Annotated in this window: 11 protein-coding genes; 2 read left to right on the top strand and 9 right to left on the bottom strand. The window is 74.0% G+C overall.

What is annotated here, in order from left to right; translation table 11 throughout:
• Nucleotides 1–69 precede the first annotated feature (69 nt).
• The 9 genes from QQY24_RS02800 to mqnE all read right to left on the bottom strand — a co-directional run bounded on the left by QQY24_RS02800 (nt 70) and on the right by mqnE (nt 11,892).
• Nucleotides 70–1,104, bottom strand: coding sequence for a ketoacyl-ACP synthase III family protein (locus QQY24_RS02800; protein ID WP_301971061.1), 1,035 nt, complete (start codon nt 1,102–1,104; stop codon nt 70–72).
• 79 nt (nt 1,105–1,183) lie between these two features.
• Complete coding sequence (locus tag QQY24_RS02795; RefSeq protein ID WP_301971060.1) at nt 1,184–5,236, bottom strand: AMP-binding protein; 4,053 nt, start codon at nt 5,234–5,236, stop codon at nt 1,184–1,186.
• 11 nt (nt 5,237–5,247) lie between these two features.
• On the bottom strand, nt 5,248–6,096 hold the full coding sequence (locus QQY24_RS02790; protein WP_301971059.1) for an ABC transporter permease: 849 nt from the start codon (nt 6,094–6,096) through the stop codon (nt 5,248–5,250).
• Entirely contained in the window at nt 6,096–7,094 is a 999-nt protein-coding gene (locus QQY24_RS02785; protein ID WP_301971058.1) for an ATP-binding cassette domain-containing protein, read from the bottom strand. Before QQY24_RS02785 ends, QQY24_RS02790 begins: the two co-directional genes overlap by 1 nt.
• A gap of 103 nt (nt 7,095–7,197) precedes the next feature.
• Nucleotides 7,198–8,418 carry a cyclic dehypoxanthinyl futalosine synthase gene (mqnC, locus tag QQY24_RS02780; RefSeq protein WP_301971057.1) on the bottom strand — a complete coding sequence of 407 codons (1,221 nt, stop codon included), beginning with the start codon at nt 8,416–8,418 and terminating at the stop codon, nt 7,198–7,200.
• Between the two features lie 38 nt (nt 8,419–8,456).
• Nucleotides 8,457–9,356, bottom strand: coding sequence for a menaquinone biosynthetic enzyme MqnA/MqnD family protein (locus tag QQY24_RS02775; RefSeq protein WP_301971056.1), 900 nt, complete (start codon nt 9,354–9,356; stop codon nt 8,457–8,459).
• A 92-nt stretch (nt 9,357–9,448) separates the two neighbouring features.
• A complete protein-coding gene (locus QQY24_RS02770) occupies nt 9,449–10,213 on the bottom strand; it encodes a thioesterase II family protein (protein WP_301971055.1) in 765 nt (254 codons plus the stop codon).
• 129 nt (nt 10,214–10,342) lie between these two features.
• The gene (locus tag QQY24_RS02765) at nt 10,343–10,645 is read right to left on the bottom strand and encodes a ferredoxin (protein ID WP_301971054.1); all 303 of its coding nucleotides are present in this window, start codon (nt 10,643–10,645) and stop codon (nt 10,343–10,345) included.
• A gap of 83 nt (nt 10,646–10,728) precedes the next feature.
• On the bottom strand, nt 10,729–11,892 hold the full coding sequence (gene mqnE / locus QQY24_RS02760; protein ID WP_301971053.1) for an aminofutalosine synthase MqnE: 1,164 nt from the start codon (nt 11,890–11,892) through the stop codon (nt 10,729–10,731).
• Between the two features lie 389 nt (nt 11,893–12,281).
• Here mqnE and QQY24_RS02755 point away from each other — a divergent pair, with 389 nt between their 5' ends.
• Nucleotides 12,282–13,142 carry a 1,4-dihydroxy-6-naphthoate synthase gene (locus QQY24_RS02755; protein ID WP_301971052.1) on the top strand — a complete coding sequence of 287 codons (861 nt, stop codon included), beginning with the start codon at nt 12,282–12,284 and terminating at the stop codon, nt 13,140–13,142.
• Nucleotides 13,143–13,464: 322 nt separating this feature from the next.
• Nucleotides 13,465–23,628, top strand: a complete 10,164-nt coding sequence (locus tag QQY24_RS02750; protein WP_301971051.1) for a type I polyketide synthase — start codon at nt 13,465–13,467, stop codon at nt 23,626–23,628.
• Nucleotides 23,629–23,646 lie beyond the last annotated feature (18 nt).

The following is a 23,646-nucleotide window of genomic DNA, read 5'->3' as shown; positions in this document are numbered from 1 at the left end:
GACGGGGCCCGTCCCCTCCGCACGGAGGGGACGGGCCCCGGGCACGTCCGCGGGTGGGCGCCGGCCGGCTCACTCCGCCCAGTGCGGCACCTCGGTGACGGTCACCACCGCCGCGCTGCACAGCCAGCCGGGCCCCTGGGACACCAGCAGGACGTGGTCGCCGGGACCCACCTCGCGTGTGCGGACCAGGTGTTCGAGCGTGATGAAGACGTCGGCCCCGCCGACGTGCCCCACCGCCCGGCCGAAGTCCCAGCTGCACCGGCTCATCGGCAGTCCCAGCGGCATCATGATCGAGTACTCGATCATGCGGCCGTCCATGTTGATCGGGACGACCTTCGCCAGGTCGGCGGCGTTGAGGTCCGCGTCCACCAGCGACCGCTGGATGATCTCCAGGTCGAACAGGGTCAGCTTCTCCATGGTCTCCGACAGGGGCATCTCCCTGTCGGTGAACCGCTGCGCCCGCTCGGCCATGTCCACCGTCTGCGCCCCGCCCTCCCGCAGCAGCAGCGGGCCGTCCCCGCGGTGCCACTGCTCCAGCTCGGGCAGCACCCCGGAGTTCAGGGAGCGCACCGCCGCGAACCCGCCCGCGTCGCTGACCAGCGCCGCCGCGGCCCCGTCGCCGAGGATGTACGCCTGCCCGAAGCCCTTCCAGCGGTCCATCGTGGGGGAGGCGAAGTTCTCCGCCGTCGTCAGCAGCACCGTCCCGGCCTCCGCCGCCCCGGTGAGCTTGCCGACCGCCACCTCCAGGGCGCTGAGCATGCCGTCGCAGCCCTGCTGCAGGTACAGGGCCGGCAGCCGGCCCAGGCCGAGTTCGCGCAGGATGTAACCGGGCGGGTAGGCGCCCTCCGGGGCCTGGTAGTGGACCGCGCTGTGGATGTGGGCGCCCAGGTCCTCCGGGTCGGTCTTCGAGCGGTCCAGGGCGATCCTGGCCGCCGCCACCGCCATGTCCATCGCCGGCACCTCCCCGGCCACATGGGCGCCGGTCAGCCCGTTCGCGGCCTGGACCTCGGCGTCCAGGCGGCCCTCGGCCACCGCCTGTTCGGCACTGGCCCACTCGGGCAGCACCACGCCCAGGGACTCGATGTGCACGTTCTCGACACGCATCCGCTCCTCCTCCTGGTCATGACGGTGCCGGGTGGCGCGGCACCGGACGGGTGCCGCGCCACCCGGCGCGCAGCCCGCCTCAGCCGGCGAGCAGTTCCTTCTTCAGACGACGGGCCAGACCGGCCGGCGTCGCGTGGTCGAACACCACCGAGGCGGGCAGGTCCAGCCCGGTCGCCGCCTGCAGCGCGTTGCGGGCGGTCAGCGCGGTCAGCGAGTCGAACCCCAGGTCCCGTATCTCCCCGTCGGCCGGGACCCGTGCGGCTCCCGGGCGGCCCAGCGCGGTGGCCAGGTGCCCGCGCACCAGCCGCAGCAGCGTCTCGTCCTGCTCGGCACCGGACAGCTCCGCCAGCCGGTGGCGCAGTCCGGACGGATCGGCGAGGGCGTCGCGCGCGGGACGCCGCGCGACGCCCGGGAGCAGACCGCGCAGCAGCGCGGCCGTCGCGGACAGGGCACCGTGGGGCGCCACGGCCAGGTCGGGCCGCTCGGCCGTCACCGACACCGCGCCGCCGGACACGGCGGCGGCGAACAGGTCCACCGCCTCCCCGGTCGCCGCGGCGGGCCCGTGCACGGTCACGGCGGACACGCCGGCCGCGCGCAGGCGGCGCGCGCACACGTCGAGGACCGCGCCCACCGCCGCGTCGGCCAGCCCGGCCTCCCGGGGGGAGGGCGCCGCGAACACGACGCGGGGGACACCCCGTCCTGCGGCGAGCCGACCCAGCTCCAGCGCCGGATCGACCACCGGGCGCAACGCCGCGTCCACGTCCGCCTGCGCGCCGGCCGCCGTCGCCTCGGACCGCACGGACGCGGCGAACACGATCGTGTCCGTCCCTCCGTCCAGGAGGGGCCGCACGCAGGCCACCGGATCCATCGGGTCCCAGGGCAGGGGGTCGGCGAAGGCGCCCTCGGGCATCCGGTCGGCGGCGTTCTTGGCGAACGGACCCGCCAGCAGCGGCCCGGCCGGCCCGGCGGCCGTCACGAACCGCTCGGCCGCCGTCGGCTCCTCACGGCCCGCGAACAACGCGCACCGGCCCGGCGCCGGCGGCGCCACCGTGACCGCCGCCGGCCGCGCGGCGCCGGGGCGGAGCGTCCGGCCGCCCCGCAGCGCCAGCCGGGGCTCCCCGGAGGCGACCGCGTCCTGCGCCCGCCGCCAGGACCGTTTCGAGCCGTCGGTGTCCAGCAGCGCGAACCGTCCCGGCGCGCGGTCCTGCGCGGCGCCGATCAGCGCCCACACGGCCGCGGCGCACGGCTCCGGCACACCGTCGTCCCCGGCCGCGACGGCGTCCCGGGTGACCACGACCAGTCGGCTGTCGGCGAACCGCGGGTCCGCCCACAGCCGGACCCACCCCAGTGCCCGGCCGATCCAGGAGCGCACCGCGGCGGCCTCGTCCGCGTCCTGGCCGGCACCGGCGCAGGAGACGACCACCACGTCCGGCACCGGCGCACCCTGCTCCACGGCGCCCAGCAGGGACGGCAGGTCGGGATGCGTCTCGCTGTACCGGCCGGCCGACATCAGCCCGGCCCGCGCGCGCACCCCGTCCGGTCCCACGACCGCCCACCGGTCCGGCCGCGCGGGCAGCCCCGGCAGCTCCGCCGTCTCCCACACCTGCTCGAACAACCCGTCCTGCTGCGCCGCCGACGCCGCCGCGAGCGCGGTCCGCTCCAGCAGCGGTGCGCAGCCGGCGGCCCGGGCGGTCAGCACCGGGTCCCCGGCACCGTCCACCGCATCGAGGCTCCACGCCCCGTCCCCGGCCGGGCACAGCCGCACCCGCAGCACGCGGGCGCCCACGGCGTACAGGGACACGTCCTGCCAGCGGACCGGCACCGCGTCGGAGCCGGCGGCGTCCGGGCCGGTGCCCTCCGGGTCACCGGCCGCCCCGCGCACCTGGGGGGACAAGGCGCCCTCCAGCAGTGCCGGATGCAGCCCGAAGGCGTCCTCGGTGACCGTCCGGCCGGGCAGCACGACCTCCGCGAACACCTCCGCACCGCGCCGCCAGAGACCCTGCGGCGTGCGGTGGGCGCCCCCGGCGGCGGGAGCGGGCACCTGCTCGGCGTCCCGGGGTGGCCACACCTGCGGCCGCCAGCCGCCGTCCGGCACCGGCTCGGGGGCGAGCCGGCCGTGCGCGTGCCGTGTCCAGGGGCGGCCGGCCGCGCCGCGCGCGTCGCGGCGGCCGTGCACGGCCACGGGCCTCGTCCCGTCGGCGTCCGCGGCGCCCACGCTCACCCGCAGCTGCACCCCGCCGTCCTCCGGCAGCACCAGCGGCCGGGTCACCGTCAGCTCGGCGACCCGCGCACAACCCGCCCGGTCCGCGGCGTGCAGCACCATCTCCAGCAGCGCCGAGCCGGTCAGGACGCCGCCGCCGTCCCGGTGCAGCAGGGAGGGATCGCCCTCGCGCGCCGTCACCCGGCCCGTCCACACCGTCTCGTCCCGCTCCGGCAGTTCCACGGCCGCCGTCAGCAGCGGGTGCCCGCCGTCGGTCAGGCCCAGGCCGGCGGCGCCGGCACCACTGCCCGCCGCGGCGGCCGCCACCTCGCGGGACCTGCGCCACAGCAGCCGGGCGGGCAGGCCGGCCAGCCGCTTGCGGGCCACCTTGCCGGCCGGGTTGCGGGGCACCTCCGCGATCTCGTGGATCTCCTCCGGCAGCTTGAACGCCGACAGCCGCTGCCGGCACACGGCCAGCACCGCCTCGACGTCCACGCCGTCCGGGCCGGGGACCAGGTAGGCCACCGGCACCTCGCCGAGCGAGGGGTGCGGCTTGCCCGCGACGGCGGCGTCCGCGACGCCCGGCGCCGCGGCCAGGGCCCGCTCGACCTCGCCGGGGTGGATGTTCTCGCCGCCGCGGATGATGAGTTCCTTCAGCCGGCCGGTGATCGTCACGTAGCCGTCGGCGTCCTGGCGGGCGAGGTCCCCGGTGCGGTACCAGCCGTCGGACAGCACCTCGGCCGTCTCCCGCGGCCGCTGGTGGTAGCCGAGCATCAGGGCCGGGCTGGAGACCCACACCTCGCCCTCCCCGCCCGGCTCGGCCTCGGCGCGCGTCCGGGGGTCGACCAGCCGCAGCGTCAGGCCGGGCAGCGGCACCCCGCAGGAACCGGGCACGTACGGGCCCTCGGGCAGGTTGGTGGTGATCGCCCCGCCGGTCTCGGTCGAGCCGTAGCTGTCCAGCAGCGGGATGCCGAAGGCGGCCCGGAACGCCTCGTGCAGGGACTGGGGGCAGGAGGAGCCGGCCACCATGCACACGCGCAGCGGCGGTGCCTGCACGGCTCCGGACCGCGCCAGGTCGACCATCTGGTGGTACAGGGTCGGCACACCGACCAGGAAGGTGGCCGCCTCCTCGTGCGCCAGGCGCAGGATCTCCTCCGCGGCGAGCCCGTCGGTGATGCGGGCGGTGGCGCCGACCGCGAGCACGCCGAGCACGCCGATGTTGTGCGCGACCGCGTGGAACAGCGGCATGGGCCACACCACCGTGTCCCGCGCCGACAGCCCCAGCAGCGGGGCGTTGCATGCGGCGGTCGCCCACAGGGAACCGCGCTGCGTGGACACGACGCCCTTGGGGCGCCCGGTCGTCCCGGACGTGTACAGCATCCAGGCCGGCTCGTCGAGCCGGAGGTCGTCGCGGGGCGGGTCGCGCAGCGACCAGGTGGAGGCCAGGACCTCCCAGCGGGGCAGTTCCTCGCCCGCGTCCCGCCCGTCGCCGGGGCCGGTGTCCGGGCCGTCGCCCACCAGGACGACGGCGACGCCCGGCCGGTCGGCCAGCACCCGGCGCACCTGCGGCAGCTGGGCGGCCGAGGTGACCACGAGCCGGGCCGCGCAGTCGTCGAGCAGGAAACCGAGTTCGACGTCCGTCGAGCGCGGGTTGACCGGCACCCCGACCGCGCTCGCGCGGGTGATGGCGAGGTAGGCCTCCACCATCTCCACCCGGTTCTCCAGGTGGATCACCGCGCACGCCCCGCGGTCGAGGCCCAGGCCCACCAGGTGGCCGGCCACCCGGGCGGTGCGGCGGTCCAGCTCGGCGTAGGTGACCGCGCGGCGGGCGTCCTTGAACGCGACCCGGTCGGGCTGCCGGGCGGCGTGCCCGGCCAGCAGCTCGTGCAGCGGGCGGATCAGGTCCGCGCGGAACGCGGTGTCGGCACTCATGCGACCGTCCCTCACTTCCCCGCCGAGTACCGGCGCACCGCCAGCGTCCGGCACACCAGCGCGATGACCACCGACCACACGGCCGACACCAGCACCGGATGCTGCGCGGGCCAGGCGCCCGTGGCGGCCACACCCGGGTTGCCGAACAGCCCCCGCGCCGCCTGCACGGTCGCGCTGAGCGGATTCCACTCGGCCGCCCACCGCAGCACGGTCGGCAGCGTCGACGGCGCCACGAACGCGTTCGACAGGAACGTCAGCGGGAACAGCCACAGGAAGTTGGAGGTCGCCGCCGCCTCCGGAGCCCTGACCGCCAGGCCGATGACGACACCCACCCACGACAGCGCGTACCCCATGAGCAGCAGCAGCGCGAACGCGGCGGCGGCGCGCGGCAGTCCGTGGTGCACGCGCCAGCCGACCAGCAGCGCGCACGCGATCATCACGACGATCACGGCGCAGTTCTGCACCAGGTCCGCCAGCGTGCGGCCGGTCAGCAGCGCGCCGCGCGCCATCGGCAGGGACCGGAAGCGGTCCACCATGCCGTCCTTGACGTCGTTGGCCATGCTGACGCTGCTGTTGCTGGCCGTGGCGAACGCGATCGTCTGGGCGAAGAACCCCGGCATCATGAACTCGCGGTACGCGGCGGGCCCGTGGGCGCCGGGCAGGCTGAACGAGCCCGCGAAGAGGTAGGCGAAGAGCAGCACGAACACCACGGGCTGCACCAGGCTCAGGATGAGCACCTCCGGGATCCGCATCATCCTGACCACGTTCCGCCGGGTCACCACCACGACGTCGCGCACGGCCTTGGCGGCCGTCCCGGGCTTCAGGTCGGGCACGGTCGGTGCCGCTGCCGACACGGTCATCACTCCTTCTCGCCCGGCGCGCCGGCGCCGACCGTGGCGCGCCCGGTCTCGCGGGGGCGGTCCGGGCTGTCGTCGGTGAGGGCGAGGAAGACCTCGTCCAGCGTGGGACGGCGCAGTGCTATGTCGGTGATCTCCACGCCCTCGGCGTCCAGCGCGGCGACCACCTCGGTCAGCAGGCGCACGCCTCCGTCCACCGGCGCGGACACCGTCGAGCGGGGCCGGTCCACCTCGGGTTTCCGGGAGGCGAAGCGGGCCAGCAGCGCGGCCGCGGCCTGCAGGTGCTCCGGCCGGGCCACCACCACCTCCACCCGTTGGCCGCCGGCCTGGGTCTTCAGGTCGCGCGGGGTGCCGCGGGCGATGATCCGGCCCCGGTCGACCACCGCGATGTCCCGGGCGAGGCGGTCCGCCTCCTCCAGGTACTGGGTGGTCAGCAGCAGCGTGGTGCCCTGCTCCACCAGGTCCTCGATGGCGTCCCACAGCATGAGCCGGCTCGTCGGGTCCAGCCCGACGGACGGTTCGTCCAGGAACATCACCGAGGGGCGCACGACCAATGCGCAGGCCAGGTCCAGGCGGCGCTTCATGCCTCCCGAGTAGGTGCCCGCGCTCCGGTCGGCCGCCGCCGTCAGGTCGAACCGGTCCAGCAGCTCATTCGCCCGCAGGCGCGCCGGGCGGCTGCGCAGCCCGTACAGCTCGCCGATCATGCGCAGGTTCTCGCGGCCCGTCAGCCGGTCGTCCACGGCGGCGAACTGGCCCGAGAGCCCGATCGACAGCCGGACCAGGTCGGGGGCGCGCACCACGTCGTGGCCGGCGACGGTCGCGGTGCCCGCGTCGGGGCGCACCAGCGTGGTGAGCAGCCGCACCGTGGTGGTCTTGCCCGCCCCGTTGGGCCCGAGCAGGCCCAGCACGCTGCCTTCCGGAACGTCGAGGTCGATGCCGTCGACGGCCCGGACCTCGCCGTAGCTCTTCACCAGGCCGCTGGCGTGAATGGCGCCCGCCATGGGCTTCTCCGTCCGTGTGTGGTGCGTGGGGTGTCCCGGGGTGGGACGGGGAGGGAGCCGTGCGCCCGGCTGTGACAGGCGGGATGCCGGGCGCACGACCGGCTCAGGTGGCGGCGATCAGCTTCAGCTCGGGGTGGGCCGTGCCGCCGGCGATCGCCGTGGAGGAGACGTGGGAGACCACGCGGTCGTCGACGGGGTCGTCGGCCGGGTCCTCGTGGACGACGAGGTGCTCGTACGTCGTGGAGCGCTGCGCCGGGACGCGGCCGGCGGCCCGGATCAGGGCGATCAGCTCCAGGAGGTTGGAGCGGTGCCTGGCGCCGGCGGAGGAGACCACGTTCTCCTCCAGCATGACGGAGCCGAGGTCGTCGGCGCCGTAGTGCAGCGAGAGCTGGCCGACCTCCTTGCCCGTGGTCAGCCACGAGCCCTGGATGTGCGGGACGTTGTCCAGGAACAGGCGGGCGATCGCGATCATCCGCAGGTACTCGAACAGCGTCGCCTGCGTACGGCCCTTCAGGTGGTTGTTCTCCGGCTGGTACGTGTACGGAATGAACGCGCGGAAACCACCCGTGCGGTCCTGCACGTCCCGGATCATCCGCAGGTGCTCGATGCGCTCGGCGTTCGTCTCCCCCGTGCCCATCAGCATCGTCGTGGTGGACTCCACCCCCAGGCGGTGGGCGGTCTCCATGATCTCCAGCCACCGCTCGCCGGACTCCTTCAGCGGCGCGATCGCCTTGCGCGGACGCTCCGGCAGCAGCTCGGCACCCGCCCCCGCGAAGGAGTCCAGACCGGCCGCGTGGATGCGCGCGATCGCCTCCTCCACCGGCACCTTGCTGATCCGGGCCATGTGCTCCACCTCGCTCGCCCCCAGACTGTGGATGACGAGCTGCGGGAACTCCTTCTTGATCGCCGAGAAGTGCTCCTCGTAGTACTCCACCCCGTAGTCCGGGTGGTGACCGCCCTGGAACATGATCTGCGTGCCGCCCAGCTCGACCGTCTCCGCGCACCGGCGCAGGATGTCCTCCAGGTCGCGGGTCCAGCCCTTCTCCGTGTCCTTCGGAGCCGCGTAGAAGGCACAGAACCGGCACGCCGTGACACACACGTTCGTGTAGTTGATGTTCCGCTCGATGATGTACGTCGCGATGTGCTCGCTACCCGCGTACCTGCGGCGCCGCACGGCGTCCGCCGCGGCGCCCAGCGCGTGCAGCGGGGCGTCGCGGTACAGGACGAGCGCCTCCTCGGGCGTGATGCGTCCGCCCGCCGCCGCTCGCTCGAGCACGGCTGCGATGTCGGTGGAAGCGGGTTCGGGCTGCGGGGTTGGGGGCATGGTGCCGGCCTTTCCGGTCTTAGCGGATGGGAGCGAGGTCATACGGGGGACGGGGTGAGCAGCCGGACCTGCACGTCGGGCGGGAACCCCTCGGCCTCGCCGCCCACCCGGCGCGCGAACTCCGCTATTCCGGCCAGTTGTTCGGAGCCGAGGCGGAAGTCGAGAGCCGTCGTGTAGTAGCGCTCCAGCGTCGCGGCGTCGAACTCCTCCCACTGGGAGGCCTGTTCGCACACCTTGGCCACCTCCGACAGCGACAGGTCGCGCGAGGCCAGCAGATCGGCGTGGACGCGGTGCACCAGGTCGGGTTCCCGGGTGAGGAAGTCGCGCCGCGCGGCGAACACCGCGAACACGAACGGCAGTCCGGTCCAGTCCTTCCACATCCGGCCGAGGTCGTGCACCTGCAGGCCCATCCGGGGCGCCTCGTGCAGCGCGGCGCGCAGGGCGGCGTCGCCGATGACCACCGCCGCCCGCGCCCCGGTCATCATGGTGCGCAGGTCGGGCGGGCAGACGTGGTAGCGGGGTGTGACGCCGATCCGTTCGGCCAGCAGCAGCTGGGCCAGCCGCACCGAGGTGCGGCTGGTCGAGCCGAGGGCGACCGGCTGTCCGTCCAGCTCCTCCAGCGGCACCTGGCTGACGATCAGGCAGGACATGACGTCCCCGTCGCTGCCGACGGCGATGTCGGGCAGCGCCACGAGGTCGTCCGCGTGCCGTAGGAACTCGACCAGGCTGATCGGCCCGATGTCGAGGTCCCCGGCGGCCAGCGCGTCGTTCAGCCCGTCCGGGGTGTCGGTGCGCAGGTCCAGGTCGAGCAGGCTGCCGGTGCGAGCCAGGCCCCAGAACAGGGGGAGGCAGTTGAGGAACTGGATGTGGCCGACCCGGGGCCGGCGCCGCCGGACCCGCGGTGACGGACCGGTCTCCTGGACGGGTTGCTCGGTCATCGGTGCACAGCTCCCGGACGGGTCGGAGGAGAGAGGCGGGGGAGGGGGAGGTCGGCGGGCGGGGCGAGAGGGGCGGGGAGGGCACGCGGGCGTCAGCCGCGGCGGGCCGCCGCGGCGTCGAAGTGGCCGTTGAGGACGGCGAGCACCTCGGCGGGGCGCTCGGAGAGGAAGAAGTGGCCGCCGGGGAAGACCCGCACGTCGGCCTGCGCGCTGGTGTGCTTCTCCCAGTCCCCGGCCTCGTCCAGCGACGTCTTGGGATCGGCGTCCCCGGTCAGGACGGTGATCGGGCAGCTCACCGCCGCGCCCGGCGCGCAGCGGTAGGTCTCCACGGCCCGGTAGTCGCTGCGGATGGCGGGCAGCACCATGCGCAGCAGCTCCTCGTCCTCCAGGAACTGGGTGTCGGTGCCGGCCAGGGCGCGCAGCTCGGCGACCACGCCGTCGTCGTCGAGGGTGTGCACCTTCTCGTCCCGGGTCCGGGAGGGGGCGCGGCGGCCGGAGGCGAACAGCCGCACCGGTCCGGTCCCGGCCCGCTCCATCCGCAGCGCCACCTCGAACGCGACCAGGGCTCCCATGCTGTGGCCGAAGAAGGTCAGGGGCCGGTCGTCCCAGGCGGCCAGGGCGTCGGTGATCCGGTCGGCGAGGTCCGCGACGGAGGCCGGCCCCGGTTCGTTCCTGCGGTCCTGACGGCCGGGGTACTGGACCGCGAGCACGTCGACACGGGGGCTGAGAGCGGCCGCGACCGGCAGGTAGAAGGTGGCCGACCCGCCGGCGTGCGGGAAGCACACCAGCTGCTCGGCGGCTTCCGGTGCGGGCCGGAACCTGCGGATCCACAGGTCGGTGGAGGGGGCGGTGCTCATGGAACGTGCGTGTCCTTCCGGTGGGTCGACGCATCCGGTCCCGCGCGGCGGCCGGGAACGGGGATGCGGAGGAGGCGGGGCGCCCCGGTGGGGGAAACCGGGGCGCCCCACGTCTCGGGCTGCGGGCCGTCAGTCGTCCTCGGCGTCGGGGCCGTACACCTCGACCTGGTCGGCGACCCGCCGGACGTGGATGCACTCGCCGGGACACTCCTTGGCCGAGTCGACCACGTCGCCGAGCAGGGTCAGCGGGATCCTGGTCGTCGCGCCGGGCTCCTGGAGCAGCTCGTCCTGCCCGTCCTTCACGTAGGCGAGCCCGTCGATGTCCAGCTCGAAGACCTCGGGGGCGTACTGGGCGCAGATCCCGTCGCCCGTGCACAGGTCCTGGTCGATCCAGACTTCCAGGTCCTGCTCGTTCGTCGTCTGCGGGGACATTCACACCTGCCTGGCAGTGTCGTCTTGGTCATGGTGCGCCATGGGCGGAAGCGGACGGCCCGGCCGGCCCGTCCGCGGACGGGTCAGACCCGCATGGGCTGCGGCGATTCGCGGCGCAGGGGGTCGGGGCCGTCGTACTCGCGGATGATCTCGTAGCGGGTGTTGCGCTCGACCGGGCGGAAGCCGGCGTCGCGGATGAGGTCGAGCAGGTCCTCGCGGGTCAGCTTGTTCGGGGTGCCGTAGTTGTCGGCGTCGTGGGTGATCTTGTACTCCACGACCGAGCCGTCCATGTCGTCGGCGCCGTGCTGGAGGGCGAGCTGGGCGGTCCGCACGCCGTGCATCACCCAGAACACCTTCACGTGCGGGACGTTGTCGAACAGCAGGCGCGAGACCGCGAACGTCTTCAGCGCCTCCGCGCCGGTCGCCATCCGGGTGCGGGCCTGGAGCCGGTTGCGGACCTTGCCGTCCTTCATGTCCACGAAGTCGTGCTGGTAGCGCAGCGGGATGAAGACCTGGAAGCCGCCCGTCTCGTCCTGCAGCTCACGCAGCCGCAGCACGTGGTCCACGCGGTGGCGGGGCTCCTCGATGTGGCCGTAGAGCATGGTGCACGGGGTCCTCAGGCCCTTCTCGTGCGCCAGGCGGTGGATGCGGGACCAGTCCTCCCAGTGGGTGCGGTGGTCCACGATGTGCTGGCGGACCTCCCAGTCGAAGATCTCCGCGCCGCCGCCGGTCAGCGACTCCAGGCCCGCGTCGATCAACTCGTCCAGGATCTCCGACGCGCTCAGCCCGGAGATGGTCTCGAAGTGGTGGATCTCGGTGGCGGTGAACGCCTTCAGGGAGACGTTCGGCAGCGCCTTCTTCAGCTCGCGCAGGGAACGCGGGTAGTAGCGCCACGGCAGGTTCGGGTGCAGCCCGTTGACGATGTGCAGCTCCGAGAGGTGCTCGTTCTCCATCGCCTTGGCGAGCTTGACGGCCTCCTCGATGCGCATGGTGTACGCGTCGGCCTCCCCCGGCTTGCGCTGGAAGGAGCAGTAGGCGCAGGAGGCCGTGCACACGTTGGTCATGTTCAGGTGCCGGTTGACGTTGAAGTGCACCACGTCGCCGTTCTTGCGGGTGCGCACCTCGTGCGCGAGGCCGCCCAGCCACGCCAGGTCGTCCGACTCGTACAGGGCGATGCCGTCCTCGCGGGACAGCCGCTCACCGGAGCGGACCTTCTCCTCCAGCTCGCGCTTGAGCCCAGCGTCCATGGCCGGGAACCTCCTCGGTCGGTGCCTGGCGGCACAGGTAGCGAATCCTGATCACGCAGCACGGAGCAGTGCGCGTCAGCGGACCCCGGACAACGGTGCCGCCGGCCCTGGGCCGGCCGTTCCGTCCGGGGACGGCCGGACGGAACAGCTGCGGCACCCGGACGACTCCGCAGCAGTCGTCCGCTCGGCCGGGCGTCCGCGGCACCCGGCCAACGATCCGGGCACCACGGCCACCACGGTTGCCGGACGCGGACATCGACGCCGCGCCGGTGGGGGCGTCCTCATCTTCGCGGACGGCAGTCTGGGGAAAACCCCATACCCGCAACGGCTTTGCTGAGGGCTCACCGCACCAGAACCGATCCGCACCCGGACGAAGGACGCGATCACCGATGACGGCACCGCTCAGCCTGGCGCACTCTCCCTGCCCGAACGACACGTTCGTCTTCCACGCCTGGACGCACGGACTGCTGCCCGACGCACCCGAGGTGGAGGTCACCCTCGCCGACATCGACGTCACCAACGGCCAGGCCCGGCGCGGCGAACTCGACGTCCTCAAGGTCTCCTACGGCGTCCTGCCGCACATCCTCGACCAGTACGCCCTGCTCCCGGCCGGCGGTGCTCTCGGGCGCGGCTGCGGCCCCCTCGTGCTGACCGCCGACCCGGTCGCACCGGCCGCCCTGGCCGGAGCACGGATCGCCGTGCCCAGCACCACGTCCACCGCCTACCTGCTTTTCCGGCTGTGGGCCGCCCGCGCCGTGCCCGGCGGCGTCGGCGACGTCGTCGTCCTGCCGTTCGAGGAGATCATGCCCGCCGTCCGCGACCGCCGCGTGGACGCCGGACTCGTCATCCACGAGGCCCGCTTCACCTACCAGCGCTTCGCCCTGCACCGCCTCGCTGACATGGGCGAGGAGTGGGAGAAGCAGACGGGCCTGCCCATTCCCCTCGGAGCCATCGTCGCCCGCCGCGCCCTGGGCGACGCGAACGTCGCCCGGCTGGCCCGGGCCGCCCGCGACTCCGTCCGCGCCGCGTGGGCCGCACCGGGCCTGTGCCGCTCCTACGTGCGGCGGCACGCGCAGGAAATGGACGCCGACGTCATCGACCAGCACATCGGCCTGTACGTCAACCACTTCACCGCCGACCTCGGCGAGGAGGGCCTGCACGCCGTGCACACGCTGCTGACCCGCTCCGCGGAGCAGGGCCTGCTGCCCGCCATTCCGTCCGGCGCCCTGGACCCGGTTCCCGCGGCCTGACCCCGGCCACCGGCGAAGGACACCCGGCGCGGACCGCCCCGCGGGGCGAAAGGCGAGGTCACCGCCGCTGCCAACGCTAGAAGTTCACTTAGACCCGCACCGCCCGCCCCCGCCGGTGGCCACCCCGCTGCCCATAATCGGCGCGGGGACGAGCCCTGAACCCGGGAGCGTCAAGGGCCTCCGTCCCCAGGAGGGCACCGGGGACGGAGGCCCTCCGCCCCCGGCCCCGGTGCCCCCTCGGGGAGCGCCGGGGCCACCCCCGCCCCCGTGCCCCGCCGGACAGGCCCCAGGCCCGGGCCCGCCCTCGAAGGGAGACCGATCCGTGAGCGAGGACAGGCTTCGCGAGTTCCTGACCCGTGTCTCGGCCGACCTGCAGCGCACGCGCACCCGGCTGCGCCAGGTCGAGGCCCGGGCCAGGGAGCCCATCGCCATCGTCTCCATGAGCTGCCGCTACCCCGGCGGGGTGCGCACCCCCGAGGAACTGTGGGACCTCGTCGACACCGGCACCGACGGCATCGCGGGCTTCCCCGCCGACCGCGGCTGGGACCTGGAGACGCTCTACGACCCCGATCCCTCCCGCCCGGGCACCTGCTACACCCGCGAAGGCGGATTCCTCTACGACGCCGCCGACTTCGACGCGTCGTTCTTCGGCATGTCACCCCGCGAGGCCCTGGCCACCGACCCCCAGCAGCGCCTGCTGCTGGAAGTGGTGTGGGAGGCCCTCGAACGGGCCGGGCTGCGCCCGGCCGACCTGCGGGGCAGCGCCACCGGCGTGTTCGCCGGCGTCATGTACAACGACTACGCCACCCGCTTCCCCGAGCCGCCGGCGGGACTCGACGGCCACCTCGGCAACGGCAGCGCCGGAAGCATCGCCTCCGGCCGCATCTCCTACACCTTCGGCTTCGAGGGCCCCGCGGTCACCGTCGACACCGCGTGCTCCTCCTCCCTGGTCGCCCTCCACCTCGCCGTCCAGGCACTGCGCGGCGGCGAGTGCGACCTCGCCCTGGCCGGCGGCGTCGCCTTCATGTCGACCCCGGTCACCTTCCTGGAGTTCGCGCGGCAGCGCGGACTCGCCCCCGACGGCCGGTGCAAGTCCTTCGCCGACGCCACCGACGGCACGGGCTGGGGCGAAGGCGTCGGCATGCTCCTGCTGGAGCGCCTGTCCGACGCCCGGCGCAACGGCCACCGGGTCCTCGCCGTCGTCCGCGGCTCCGCCGTCAACCAGGACGGTGCCAGCAGCGGCCTGACCGCCCCCAACGGCCCCGCCCAGCAGCGGGTCATCCGCTCCGCCCTCGCCGCCGCCGGGCTCTCCCCGGCCGACGTGGACGCCGTGGAGGCGCACGGCACCGGCACCGTCCTCGGCGACCCCATCGAGGCCCAGGCCCTGCTCGCCACCTACGGCCAGGACCGGCCGTCCGGCCGCCCGCTGTGGCTGGGCTCCCTGAAGTCGAACATCGGCCACACCCAGGCCGCCGCCGGCGTCGGCGGCGTCATCAAGATGGTCCAGGCACTGCGCCACGGCCGCCTGCCCCGCACCCTGCACGTCGACGCGCCCACCACCAAGGTCGACTGGAGCGAGGGCGACGTCCGCCTGCTCGTCCGGCCCGTGGAGTGGCCGCACGGCGACCGGCCCCGCCGCGCCGGCGTCTCCGCGTTCGGCGTCAGCGGCACCAACGCCCACGTCATCCTGGAGGAAGCACCGCCCGCCGAACCGGCACCGCCCGCCGACGACCCGGCCGCGGAACCGGCCGCGACCGAGCGGGACACCCCCGTCGTGACGGCCGTGCCCGGCGTGCCGCCCGTCCTGCCCTGGACGCTGTCGGCCCGCACGGCCGACGCCCTGCGCGAGCAGGCCCGCGCCCTGCTCACCCACCTCGGCAGCCGCCCCGCCGAGGACGACCAGGCCATCGCCCACACCCTCGCCACCCGCCGCTCCCGGTTCGAGCACCGGGCCGTCGTCCTCGGCGAGAGCCGCGACACCCTCGTCAGCGGCCTGAAGGCCCTGGCCGCCGGCGAGCAGGCCGCCAACGTCGCGGTGAACACCGCACGGCGCGGCCGGCGCACCGCGTTGTTGTTCTCCGGTCAGGGTTCTCAGCGTGTGGGGATGGGCCGGGAGTTGTATGAGGCGTTTCCGGTGTTCGCGGAGGCGTTCGATGCGGTGTGTTCGTGTGTGGGGGAGGAGTTGCGGGGGGTTGTTTTCGGGGATGTCGGGGATGACGGGGGGCGGTTGGATCGGACGCGGTGGGCGCAGCCGGCTCTTTTCGCTGTTGAGGTGGCTCTGTTTCGGTTGGTGGAGTCGTGGGGGGTGCGGGCGGATTTCCTGGCGGGTCATTCGGTCGGTGAGATCGTGGCGGCGTATGTGGCGGGGGTGTTCTCGTTGGAGGATGCCTGTCGTTTGGTGGTGGCGCGTGGTCGGTTGATGGAGGCGTTGCCGGCCGGTGGTGTGATGGTGGCGGTGGAGGCCTCCGAGGGGGAGGTGCTGGCGCTGCTGGAGGGTCGTGCGGGTGTGGTGTCGCTCGCGGCGGTCAATGGTCCGCGTGCGGTGGTGATCGCTGGTGTCGAGGAGGCCGTGGCCGAGGTGGCCCGGGCTCTGGCCGGCGCTGGTCATCGCACCACGCGGTTGCGGGTCAGTCATGCTTTCCATTCGCCGTTGATGGAGCCGATGCTGGAGGAGTTCCGTGCGGTGGCGGAGCAGGTTTCCTACCGGGCTCCGTCCTTGCCGGTGGTCTCCAACGTCACCGGGCGGTTGGCGGTGGGTGGTGAGTTGGTCACGGCGGAGTACTGGGTGCGCCATGTGCGCGAAGCCGTGCGTTTCGCCGACGGCGTGCGCGCCCTGGCGGCGGAAGGGGTGAGCCGGTTCCTGGAACTGGGGCCCGACGCCACCCTCACCGCCCTGGCCCGCACCTGCGTCGAGGACGACTCCCACACCCTCTTCGTCTCCGCCCTCCGCAAGGACCGCAACGAGCCGCTGACGGCCCTGACCGCGCTCGCGGAGCTGTACACCGACGGCACCGACGTCGACTGGGGCGCGCTGGTATCCGGCGAACACGAGCTGGTCGACCTGCCGACCTACGCCTTCCAGCGGCACCGCTACTGGCTGGACCCGCCCACGGACCGCTCCGGTCACCGCCGCGGCCACCCGGTGCTCTCGGCGGGCATCGCCCTGGCCGCGTCCACGGCGGTCGTCGCCACCGGGCGGCTCTCCCGGCGCGCCCAGCCGTGGCTGACCGGCCTCGCCGCGAGCGACGACGGCCTGGTGGCCGCCTCCGTGCTCACCGACCTCGCGCTCCACACCGGCCGCACGCTGGGCGCCCGTCACCTCAGCGCCCTGCACGTCGACCGTCCGCTGCTGTTGCCGGAGACGGACGCGGTCGAGATCCAGACCGTCGCCGAGGCCACCGGGCAGAGCGGTCGGTGGACGTTCTCCCTCCACGCCCGCCCCTACGACCCCGACGACGACGGTGAAGGCCTCGACCGGCCCTGGGTCCGCCATGCGCACGGCACCCTCACCGACGACACCGGCCACGACCCGGACGCCGCCCCGGCCGCGGCTGCCGACGCCAGTTGGCCACCGGCCGGCGCGACACCGCTCGACCTCGACGCGCTGTACGGGCAGGCGGACCTGCGTGGAGCGGCGGAACAGCCGCCGCGCGTACTCACCGCCGCCTGGCGACTCGGCGACGACGTCCTGGCCGAGGCGGCCCTGGCGGAGGGCCAGACGCCGGACGCGGCCCGGTTCGCCCTCCACCCCGCCCTGCTCGACGGCGCCCTGACCGCGGTGGCCGCCGCCACCGGCCGGCACGCCGGCCAGCCGGTCGCCTGGTCCGGCCTCACCCTGCACGCGAACGACGCGGAATCCGTCCGCATCCACGTCCGGCCGGGCGACGGGGACGAGGCCGCGCTGCGCCTCCTGGACGGTGCCGGAGCCCCCGTGCTGACCGCGCGCACCGTCCGCCTGCTGCCGCCCGCGTCCGGCGACGACACCGTCCCGGCGAGCAGGCGCCACTCCGGCGACCTCTACACCGTCGCCTGGGCACCGGCCGGTCCCGCCGTGCACCCGGTACCCGCCACCACCGCCGTCCTCACCGGCCCCGGGGACATCCTGCGGGGCCCCGCCGCGGGCGCCCCGCACCCCGAACTCGTCGTCCTGCCCTGGCACACCCCGGCCACCGGTGCGGACCCGGTGGCCGGCACGGACCTGGCCGCCGCCGTGCACACGGCCACCGCGCACGCCCTGGCCGTGCTCCAGCACTGGCTGGCGGACCCGCGCTCCGCGACCTCGCGCCTGCTCGTCCTCACCCGGGGCGCCGTCGCGGCGACCGACGGTGAAACCGTCACCGACCTGCCGACGGCGGCGGTCCGCGGCCTGATCAGGACCGCCCAGTCCGAGAACCCGGGACGCATCCTCCTCCTGGACACCGACGAGGACCCCGCTCCCGAAACCGTCACCGAGGCCGCGCGCCGCGGCCACGACGACCTCGTCCTCCGCGCGGGCGTCCTCCTCGCCCCACGCCTCGAACGCGCGACCGAAGCCGCTGCGGAACCGGCGCTCGCCTTCGACCCGCGGCGCACCGTCCTGGTCACCGGTGCCACCGGCACGGTGGGCACCGCCCTCGTGCGCCACCTCGTGGCCGAGCACGGCGTGCGCCACCTCCTCCTCGTGACCCGGCGCGGCCCCGACGCCCCGGGCGTCGCCGGGCTGACGGCCGAACTCACCGCCTCCGGCGCCCACGTCCGGACCGTGAGCTGCGACGCCGCCGACCGGACCGCCCTCGCGGAGGTGATCCGCGGCATCCCGGAGCAGCACCCGCTGGGCGCCGTGGTGCACGCCGCCGGCGTACTCGACGACGGCGTCCTCACCTCCCTGACCCCCGACCGCCTGGCCTCCGTCCTGCGCCCCAAGGCCGACGCGGCGGTCAACCTGCGCGAACTCACCCGCGACCACGACCTCTCGGCCTTCGTCCTGTTCTCCTCCGCGGCAGCCGCCTTCGGCGCCTCGGGCCAGGGCAACTACGTCGCCGCCAACGCCTTCCTCGACGCCTTCGCCGCCCGCCTGCGCGCAGAGGGCCTGCCGGCACTGGCCATCGCCTGGAGCCTGTGGGACGAGGACAGCGCCATGACCCGGCGAGCGGGCGGCACCGCCCGGGACCGGGCCGCGCGCAGCGGCCTGGGCGCCCTGCCCACCCGCGAGGCACTGGCCCTCTTCGACCGCTGCCTGGCGCACACCGGCACCACCCCGATCCCCCTCCTCCTGGACCGGCGTGCCCTGCGCCGCGACACCGAGCGCCTGCCCCCGCTCCTGCGTTCGCTCACCGGCCTTCCGGCACTGCGCAGGGCCACGCCCGTCACCGCGGGCGCCTCCGCCCCCCAGGGATCCGGCGCACTGCCGGAGCTGCCGGAGCCCCGGCGGCGTGCCGTCCTGACCGAGCTCGTACGCACCTCGCTCACCACCGTCCTCAGGCACGCACCGGGCACACCGGTGGACCTCGAAGCCCCGTTCAGCGGACTCGGCCTGGACTCCCTCACCTCACTGGAACTGCGCAACGCCCTCACCCGGGCCACCGGACTGGCCCTGCCCGCCACCCTGGTGTTCGACCATCCGACCCCGTCGGCCGTGATCGACCACCTCGTGCGGGCCACGGCACCCCGAACGGCGCAGGCGACCGCGACCCCGGCCAGCACCTGGCGGGGAACCGCGGCGGACCTCGCCGACGACCCCGTCGCGATCATCGGCATGAGCTGCCGCTTCCCCGGCGGCGCGGACAGCCCCGAAGCCCTGTGGGAGCTGCTCCTACGCGGTGAGGACGCCATCGGAGACCTCCCCACGGACCGTGGCTGGGACGCCTTCGACCTCCAGACGCTGCGGCACGCACCGGACCGGCCGGGCGGGACCGGCACCACGCACGGTGCTTTCCTCCGTGACGTGGCCGGCTTCGATGCGGAGTTCTTCGGTGTGTCGCCGCGTGAGGCGTTGGCGATGGATCCGCAGCAGCGGTTGTTGCTGGAGGCGTCGTGGGAGGCGGTGGAGCGGGCCGGGCTGGACCCACGGTCCCTGCGCGGCACCCGCACCGGTGTCTTCACCGGCACCAACGGCCAGGACTACCCGGCGTTGCTGAACGTCTCCGAGGGTGACTTCGGGGGGTACGTCGGGACCGGGAACGCGGCGAGTGTGGTGTCGGGCCGGGTGTCGTACGTGCTGGGCCTCGAAGGTCCGGCGGTCACGGTCGACACGGCCTGCTCGTCCTCCCTGGTGGCACTGCACTGGGCCGCCCGCGCCCTTGGTTCGGGCGAGTGTTCGATGGCCCTCGTCGCCGGTGTGACGGTGATGTCCACTCCCGCCGCGTTCGTGGAGTTCTCGCGTCAGGGTGGTCTGGCGTCGGACGGGCGGTGCAAGGCGTTCGCGGAGGGTGCTGATGGCACGGGTTGGGGTGAGGGTGTCGGTGTCTTGGTGGTGGAGCGGCTTTCGGACGCCCGCCGCAACGGGCACCGTGTCCTGGCGGTGGTGCGGGGTAGTGCGGTCAATCAGGACGGTGCGTCCAATGGGCTGACGGCGCCCAACGGTCCCTCTCAGCAGCGGGTGATCCGGGCCGCGTTGGCGAGTGCGGGGCTGGAGCCGGACGGTGTGGACGTGGTGGAGGCGCATGGCACGGGTACCGTCCTTGGTGATCCGATCGAGGCGCAGGCGTTGCTGGCCACTTATGGCCGGGGGCGTCCTGCGGGGCGGCCGTTGTGGCTGGGGTCGGTGAAGTCGAACATCGGGCACACGCAGGCCGCTGCGGGTGTGGCCGGTGTGATCAAGATGGTGTTGGCGTTGCGGCATGGTGTGCTGCCGGCGACGTTGCACGTGGATGAGCCGTCCTCGCATGTGGACTGGTCCTCGGGCGGGGTGCGGCTGCTGACCGGGCAGCGGGCCTGGCCGGAGGTGGACCGGCCGTGGCGGGCGGGTGTGTCCTCCTTCGGCCTGAGCGGCACCAACGCCCACGTCATCTTGGAACAGGCTCCTGAGCGTGAGGCCGCCGAAGAGACCGAGTCCACCACCGAGTTGCCGGTTGTGCCGTGGGTGGTGTCGGGTCGGGGGGTGGATGCGTTGCGTGCGCAGGCGGGGCGTTTGCTGGATTTCGTCCGTTCCGAGCCCGGTGTGGGTGTTCGTGAGGTGGCGGGGGCTTTGGTGTCCTCGCGTGCGGTGTTCGAGGACCGTGCGGTGGTGTGGGGGCGTGGGCGTGCCGAGTTGCTGGCCGCTCTTGGGGCCGTGGCGCGGGGTGAGGGGGCTGCCCGGGCGGTGGTGGGCAGGGCCGGGGAGGGCAAAACGGCGTTGTTGTTCTCCGGTCAGGGTTCTCAGCGTGTGGGGATGGGCCGGGAGTTGTATGAGGCGTTTCCGGTGTTCGCGGAGGCGTTCGATGCGGTGTGTTCGTGTGTGGGGGAGGAGTTGCGGGGGGTTGTTTTCGGGGATGTCGGGGATGACGGGGGGCGGTTGGATCGGACGCGGTGGGCGCAGCCGGCTCTTTTCGCTGTTGAGGTGGCTCTGTTTCGGTTGGTGGAGTCGTGGGGGGTGCGGGCGGATTTCCTGGCGGGTCATTCGGTCGGTGAGATCGTGGCGGCGTATGTGGCGGGGGTGTTCTCGTTGGAGGATGCCTGTCGTTTGGTGGTGGCGCGTGGTCGGTTGATGGAGGCGTTGCCGGCCGGTGGTGTGATGGTGGCGGTGGAGGCCTCCGAGGGGGAGGTGCTGGCGCTGCTGGAGGGTCGTGCGGGTGTGGTGTCGCTCGCGGCGGTCAATGGTCCGCGTGCGGTGGTGATCGCTGGTGTCGAGGAGGCCGTGGCCGAGGTGGCCCGGGCTCTGGCCGGCGCTGGTCATCGCACCACGCGGTTGCGGGTCAGTCATGCTTTCCATTCGCCGTTGATGGAGCCGATGCTGGAGGAGTTCCGTGCGGTGGCGGAGCAGGTTTCCTACCGGGCTCCGTCCTTGCCGGTGGTCTCCAACGTCACCGGGCGGTTGGCGGTGGGTGGTGAGTTGGTCACGGCGGAGTACTGGGTGCGCCATGTGCGCGAAGCCGTGCGTTTCGCCGACGGCGTGCGCGCCCTGGCGGCGGAAGGGGTGAGCCGGTTCCTGGAACTGGGGCCCGACGCCACCCTCACCGCCCTGGCCCGCACCTGCGTCGAGGACGACTCCCACACCCTCTTCGTCTCCGCCCTCCGCAAGGACCGTGACGGAGTGGACAGCCTGACCGGTCTCGTCGCGGCCGCGCACGTGGCCGGGGTTCCGGTCGACTGGTCGGCGTGGGTGGGCCGGAGCGCCCACGAGGCCGACCTGCCCACCTACGCGTTCCAGCGCACCGCGTTCTGGCCGCGGACCAGGCCCACCGCGCAGACCGCCGGTGCGGAGGACGCCGCGTTCTGGGAATTGGTGGAGCGGCAGGACACTCAGGACCTGGCCCGCGCCCTCGACGTCGACGAGGCTGTGCTCGACAAGGTCGTGCCGGCCCTCGCCGACTGGCGCAGGGAGCGTGTCGAGCGGTCGGAGACGGACGGCTGGCGCTACCGCGTGGCCTGGGAACCGGTCGCGGTCACGTCGTCCCCGCGGGTGCCGGGGCGCTGGCTGCTGGTGCACCCCGACGGTGACACGTCCCTGGCGGAGGCGATCGCCCGCCACCTGACGGACGTGCTCCCCTTCGCCTGCTCCGCGGACGCCGACCGTGCCACGCTGGCCCGCGGCATCGCGGCGGCGGTGTGCGACGAGACCGTCGCGGGCGTGCTCGCACTGCCCGGCACGGTCGCGGCGACGCTCAAGCTCGCGCAGGCCCTCGGCGACGCCGGGGTCACGGCACCCTCCTGGTGGGTGACGACGGACGCCGTGGCCGTCGGCGACCCGGCCGACGCCCTGCGACCGGAGCAGGCGGCCGTCTGGGGACTGGGGCGGGTCGCCGCCCTGGAGCACCCCGACCGCTGGGGCGGACTCGTCGATCTGCCCGGTCGTCCCGACGTCTCCGACCTGCGGCAACTGGCCGACGTCATCACCTCCCGTGCCGAGGACCAGGTCGCCCTGCGCTCCGGACAGGTCTACGCCCGGCGGCTCAAGCCGGTGGAGTCGTCCTCCTCGGTCACCGGCCGCCGGTCCTGGACGGCTCCTCGCAGGGTCCTGGTCACCGGGGGTACCGGCGCGCTGGGTTCCCGTGTGGCGCGCTGGCTGGCCGGGCACGGTGCCACCGAGCTGGTGCTGACCAGTCGGCGTGGGGCGGATGCTCCCGGCACTTCCGAGCTCCTTGCCGATCTGCGCCGTCTGGGTGCCGTTTCCGTTTTCGTCGAGGCGTGTGATGTGGCGGATCGGGAGCAGGTGGCGGGGTTGTTGTCCCGGCATCGTGTGGATGGTGTCTTTCATGTGGCGGGGGTTGCGGACCTGATGCCCTTGGGTGGGGTGGATGAGGGGTATCTGGAGTCGGTGTGGGGGGCGAAGGCGCGGGGTGCGGTGCATCTGGATGCGTTGACGGCCGGGTGGGATCTTGAGGTGTTCGTGGTGTTCTCGTCGATCGCCGGTGTGTGGGGCAGTGGTGGTCAGGGGGCGTATGCGGCGGCCAATGCGTTTGCGGACGCGGTGGTGCTGGAGCGGCGTCGTCGGGGTCTGGTGGGTGTGTCGGTGGCGTGGGGTCCGTGGTCGGGTGGGGGGATGGTGTCGGCTGCGGGTGCGGTGGAGCTGGAGCGTCGTGGGTTGCGGGTGATGGATCCGGGGCGTGCGCTGGCGGGGCTGGAGGGTGTGCTGGCGGGGGGTGAGGGTGCCGTGGTGGTGGCGGACGTGGACTGGGAGCGGTTCGTTCCCGCGTTCACCAGTGGCCGGCCCAGCCCCCTGCTGACCACCCTGCCCACCACCACCGACGGCCCCGACCGTGGCAGGCCGGACGCCTCCGGTGGGGACGCGCGGGCGCGGCTGGTGGCGCGTCTCGCGGACCACTCCGACACGGAGCGGCGCCGGGCCCTGCGCCGACTGGTACGGGACGGTGCCACCACCGTCCTGGGCAGGCCCGCCGACCGGCCCGTGGACATGAACCGGTCCTTCCGCGACGTCGGCTTCGACTCCCTGACGGCCGTCGAACTCCGCAACCGGCTGAACGCCGACACCGGACTGCGTCTCCCGGCGACCCTCGTCTTCGACCACCCGTCACCCCGTGAGCTGGCCGACCACCTGTACGAGGAGCTCTTCCCGGCGCCGGACCCGGCACAGGACGTGCCACCGGGCACGGCCGACCCGGACGAGGCGACCCTGCAGCGCACACTCGCGCGGATCCCGCTCTCGCGCTGGAAGGAGAGCGGACTGCTCACCGCCGTCCTCACCCTCGCCGAGACCACCGGGGCGGGCGGGACGACCGGGAGCGCCCGGAGCACCGGGACCACCGGACCCACCGGGGGCGCCGGGGCCGCGGGCACCGAGGAGGACGCCATCAGCTCGATGGACGTCGACGCCCTCGTCAACCTGGCCCTGGGCGACTCCACGCCGTAGCCCCCGCCCCCGCCCTGC

The sequence above is a fragment of the Streptomyces sp. TG1A-8 genome (assembly GCF_030499535.1).
Taxonomy (GTDB): Bacteria; Actinomycetota; Actinomycetes; order Streptomycetales; family Streptomycetaceae; genus Streptomyces.
The sequence above is the reverse complement of the archived record's forward strand: the minus strand, read 5'-3'. Positions and strand labels throughout refer to the sequence as shown.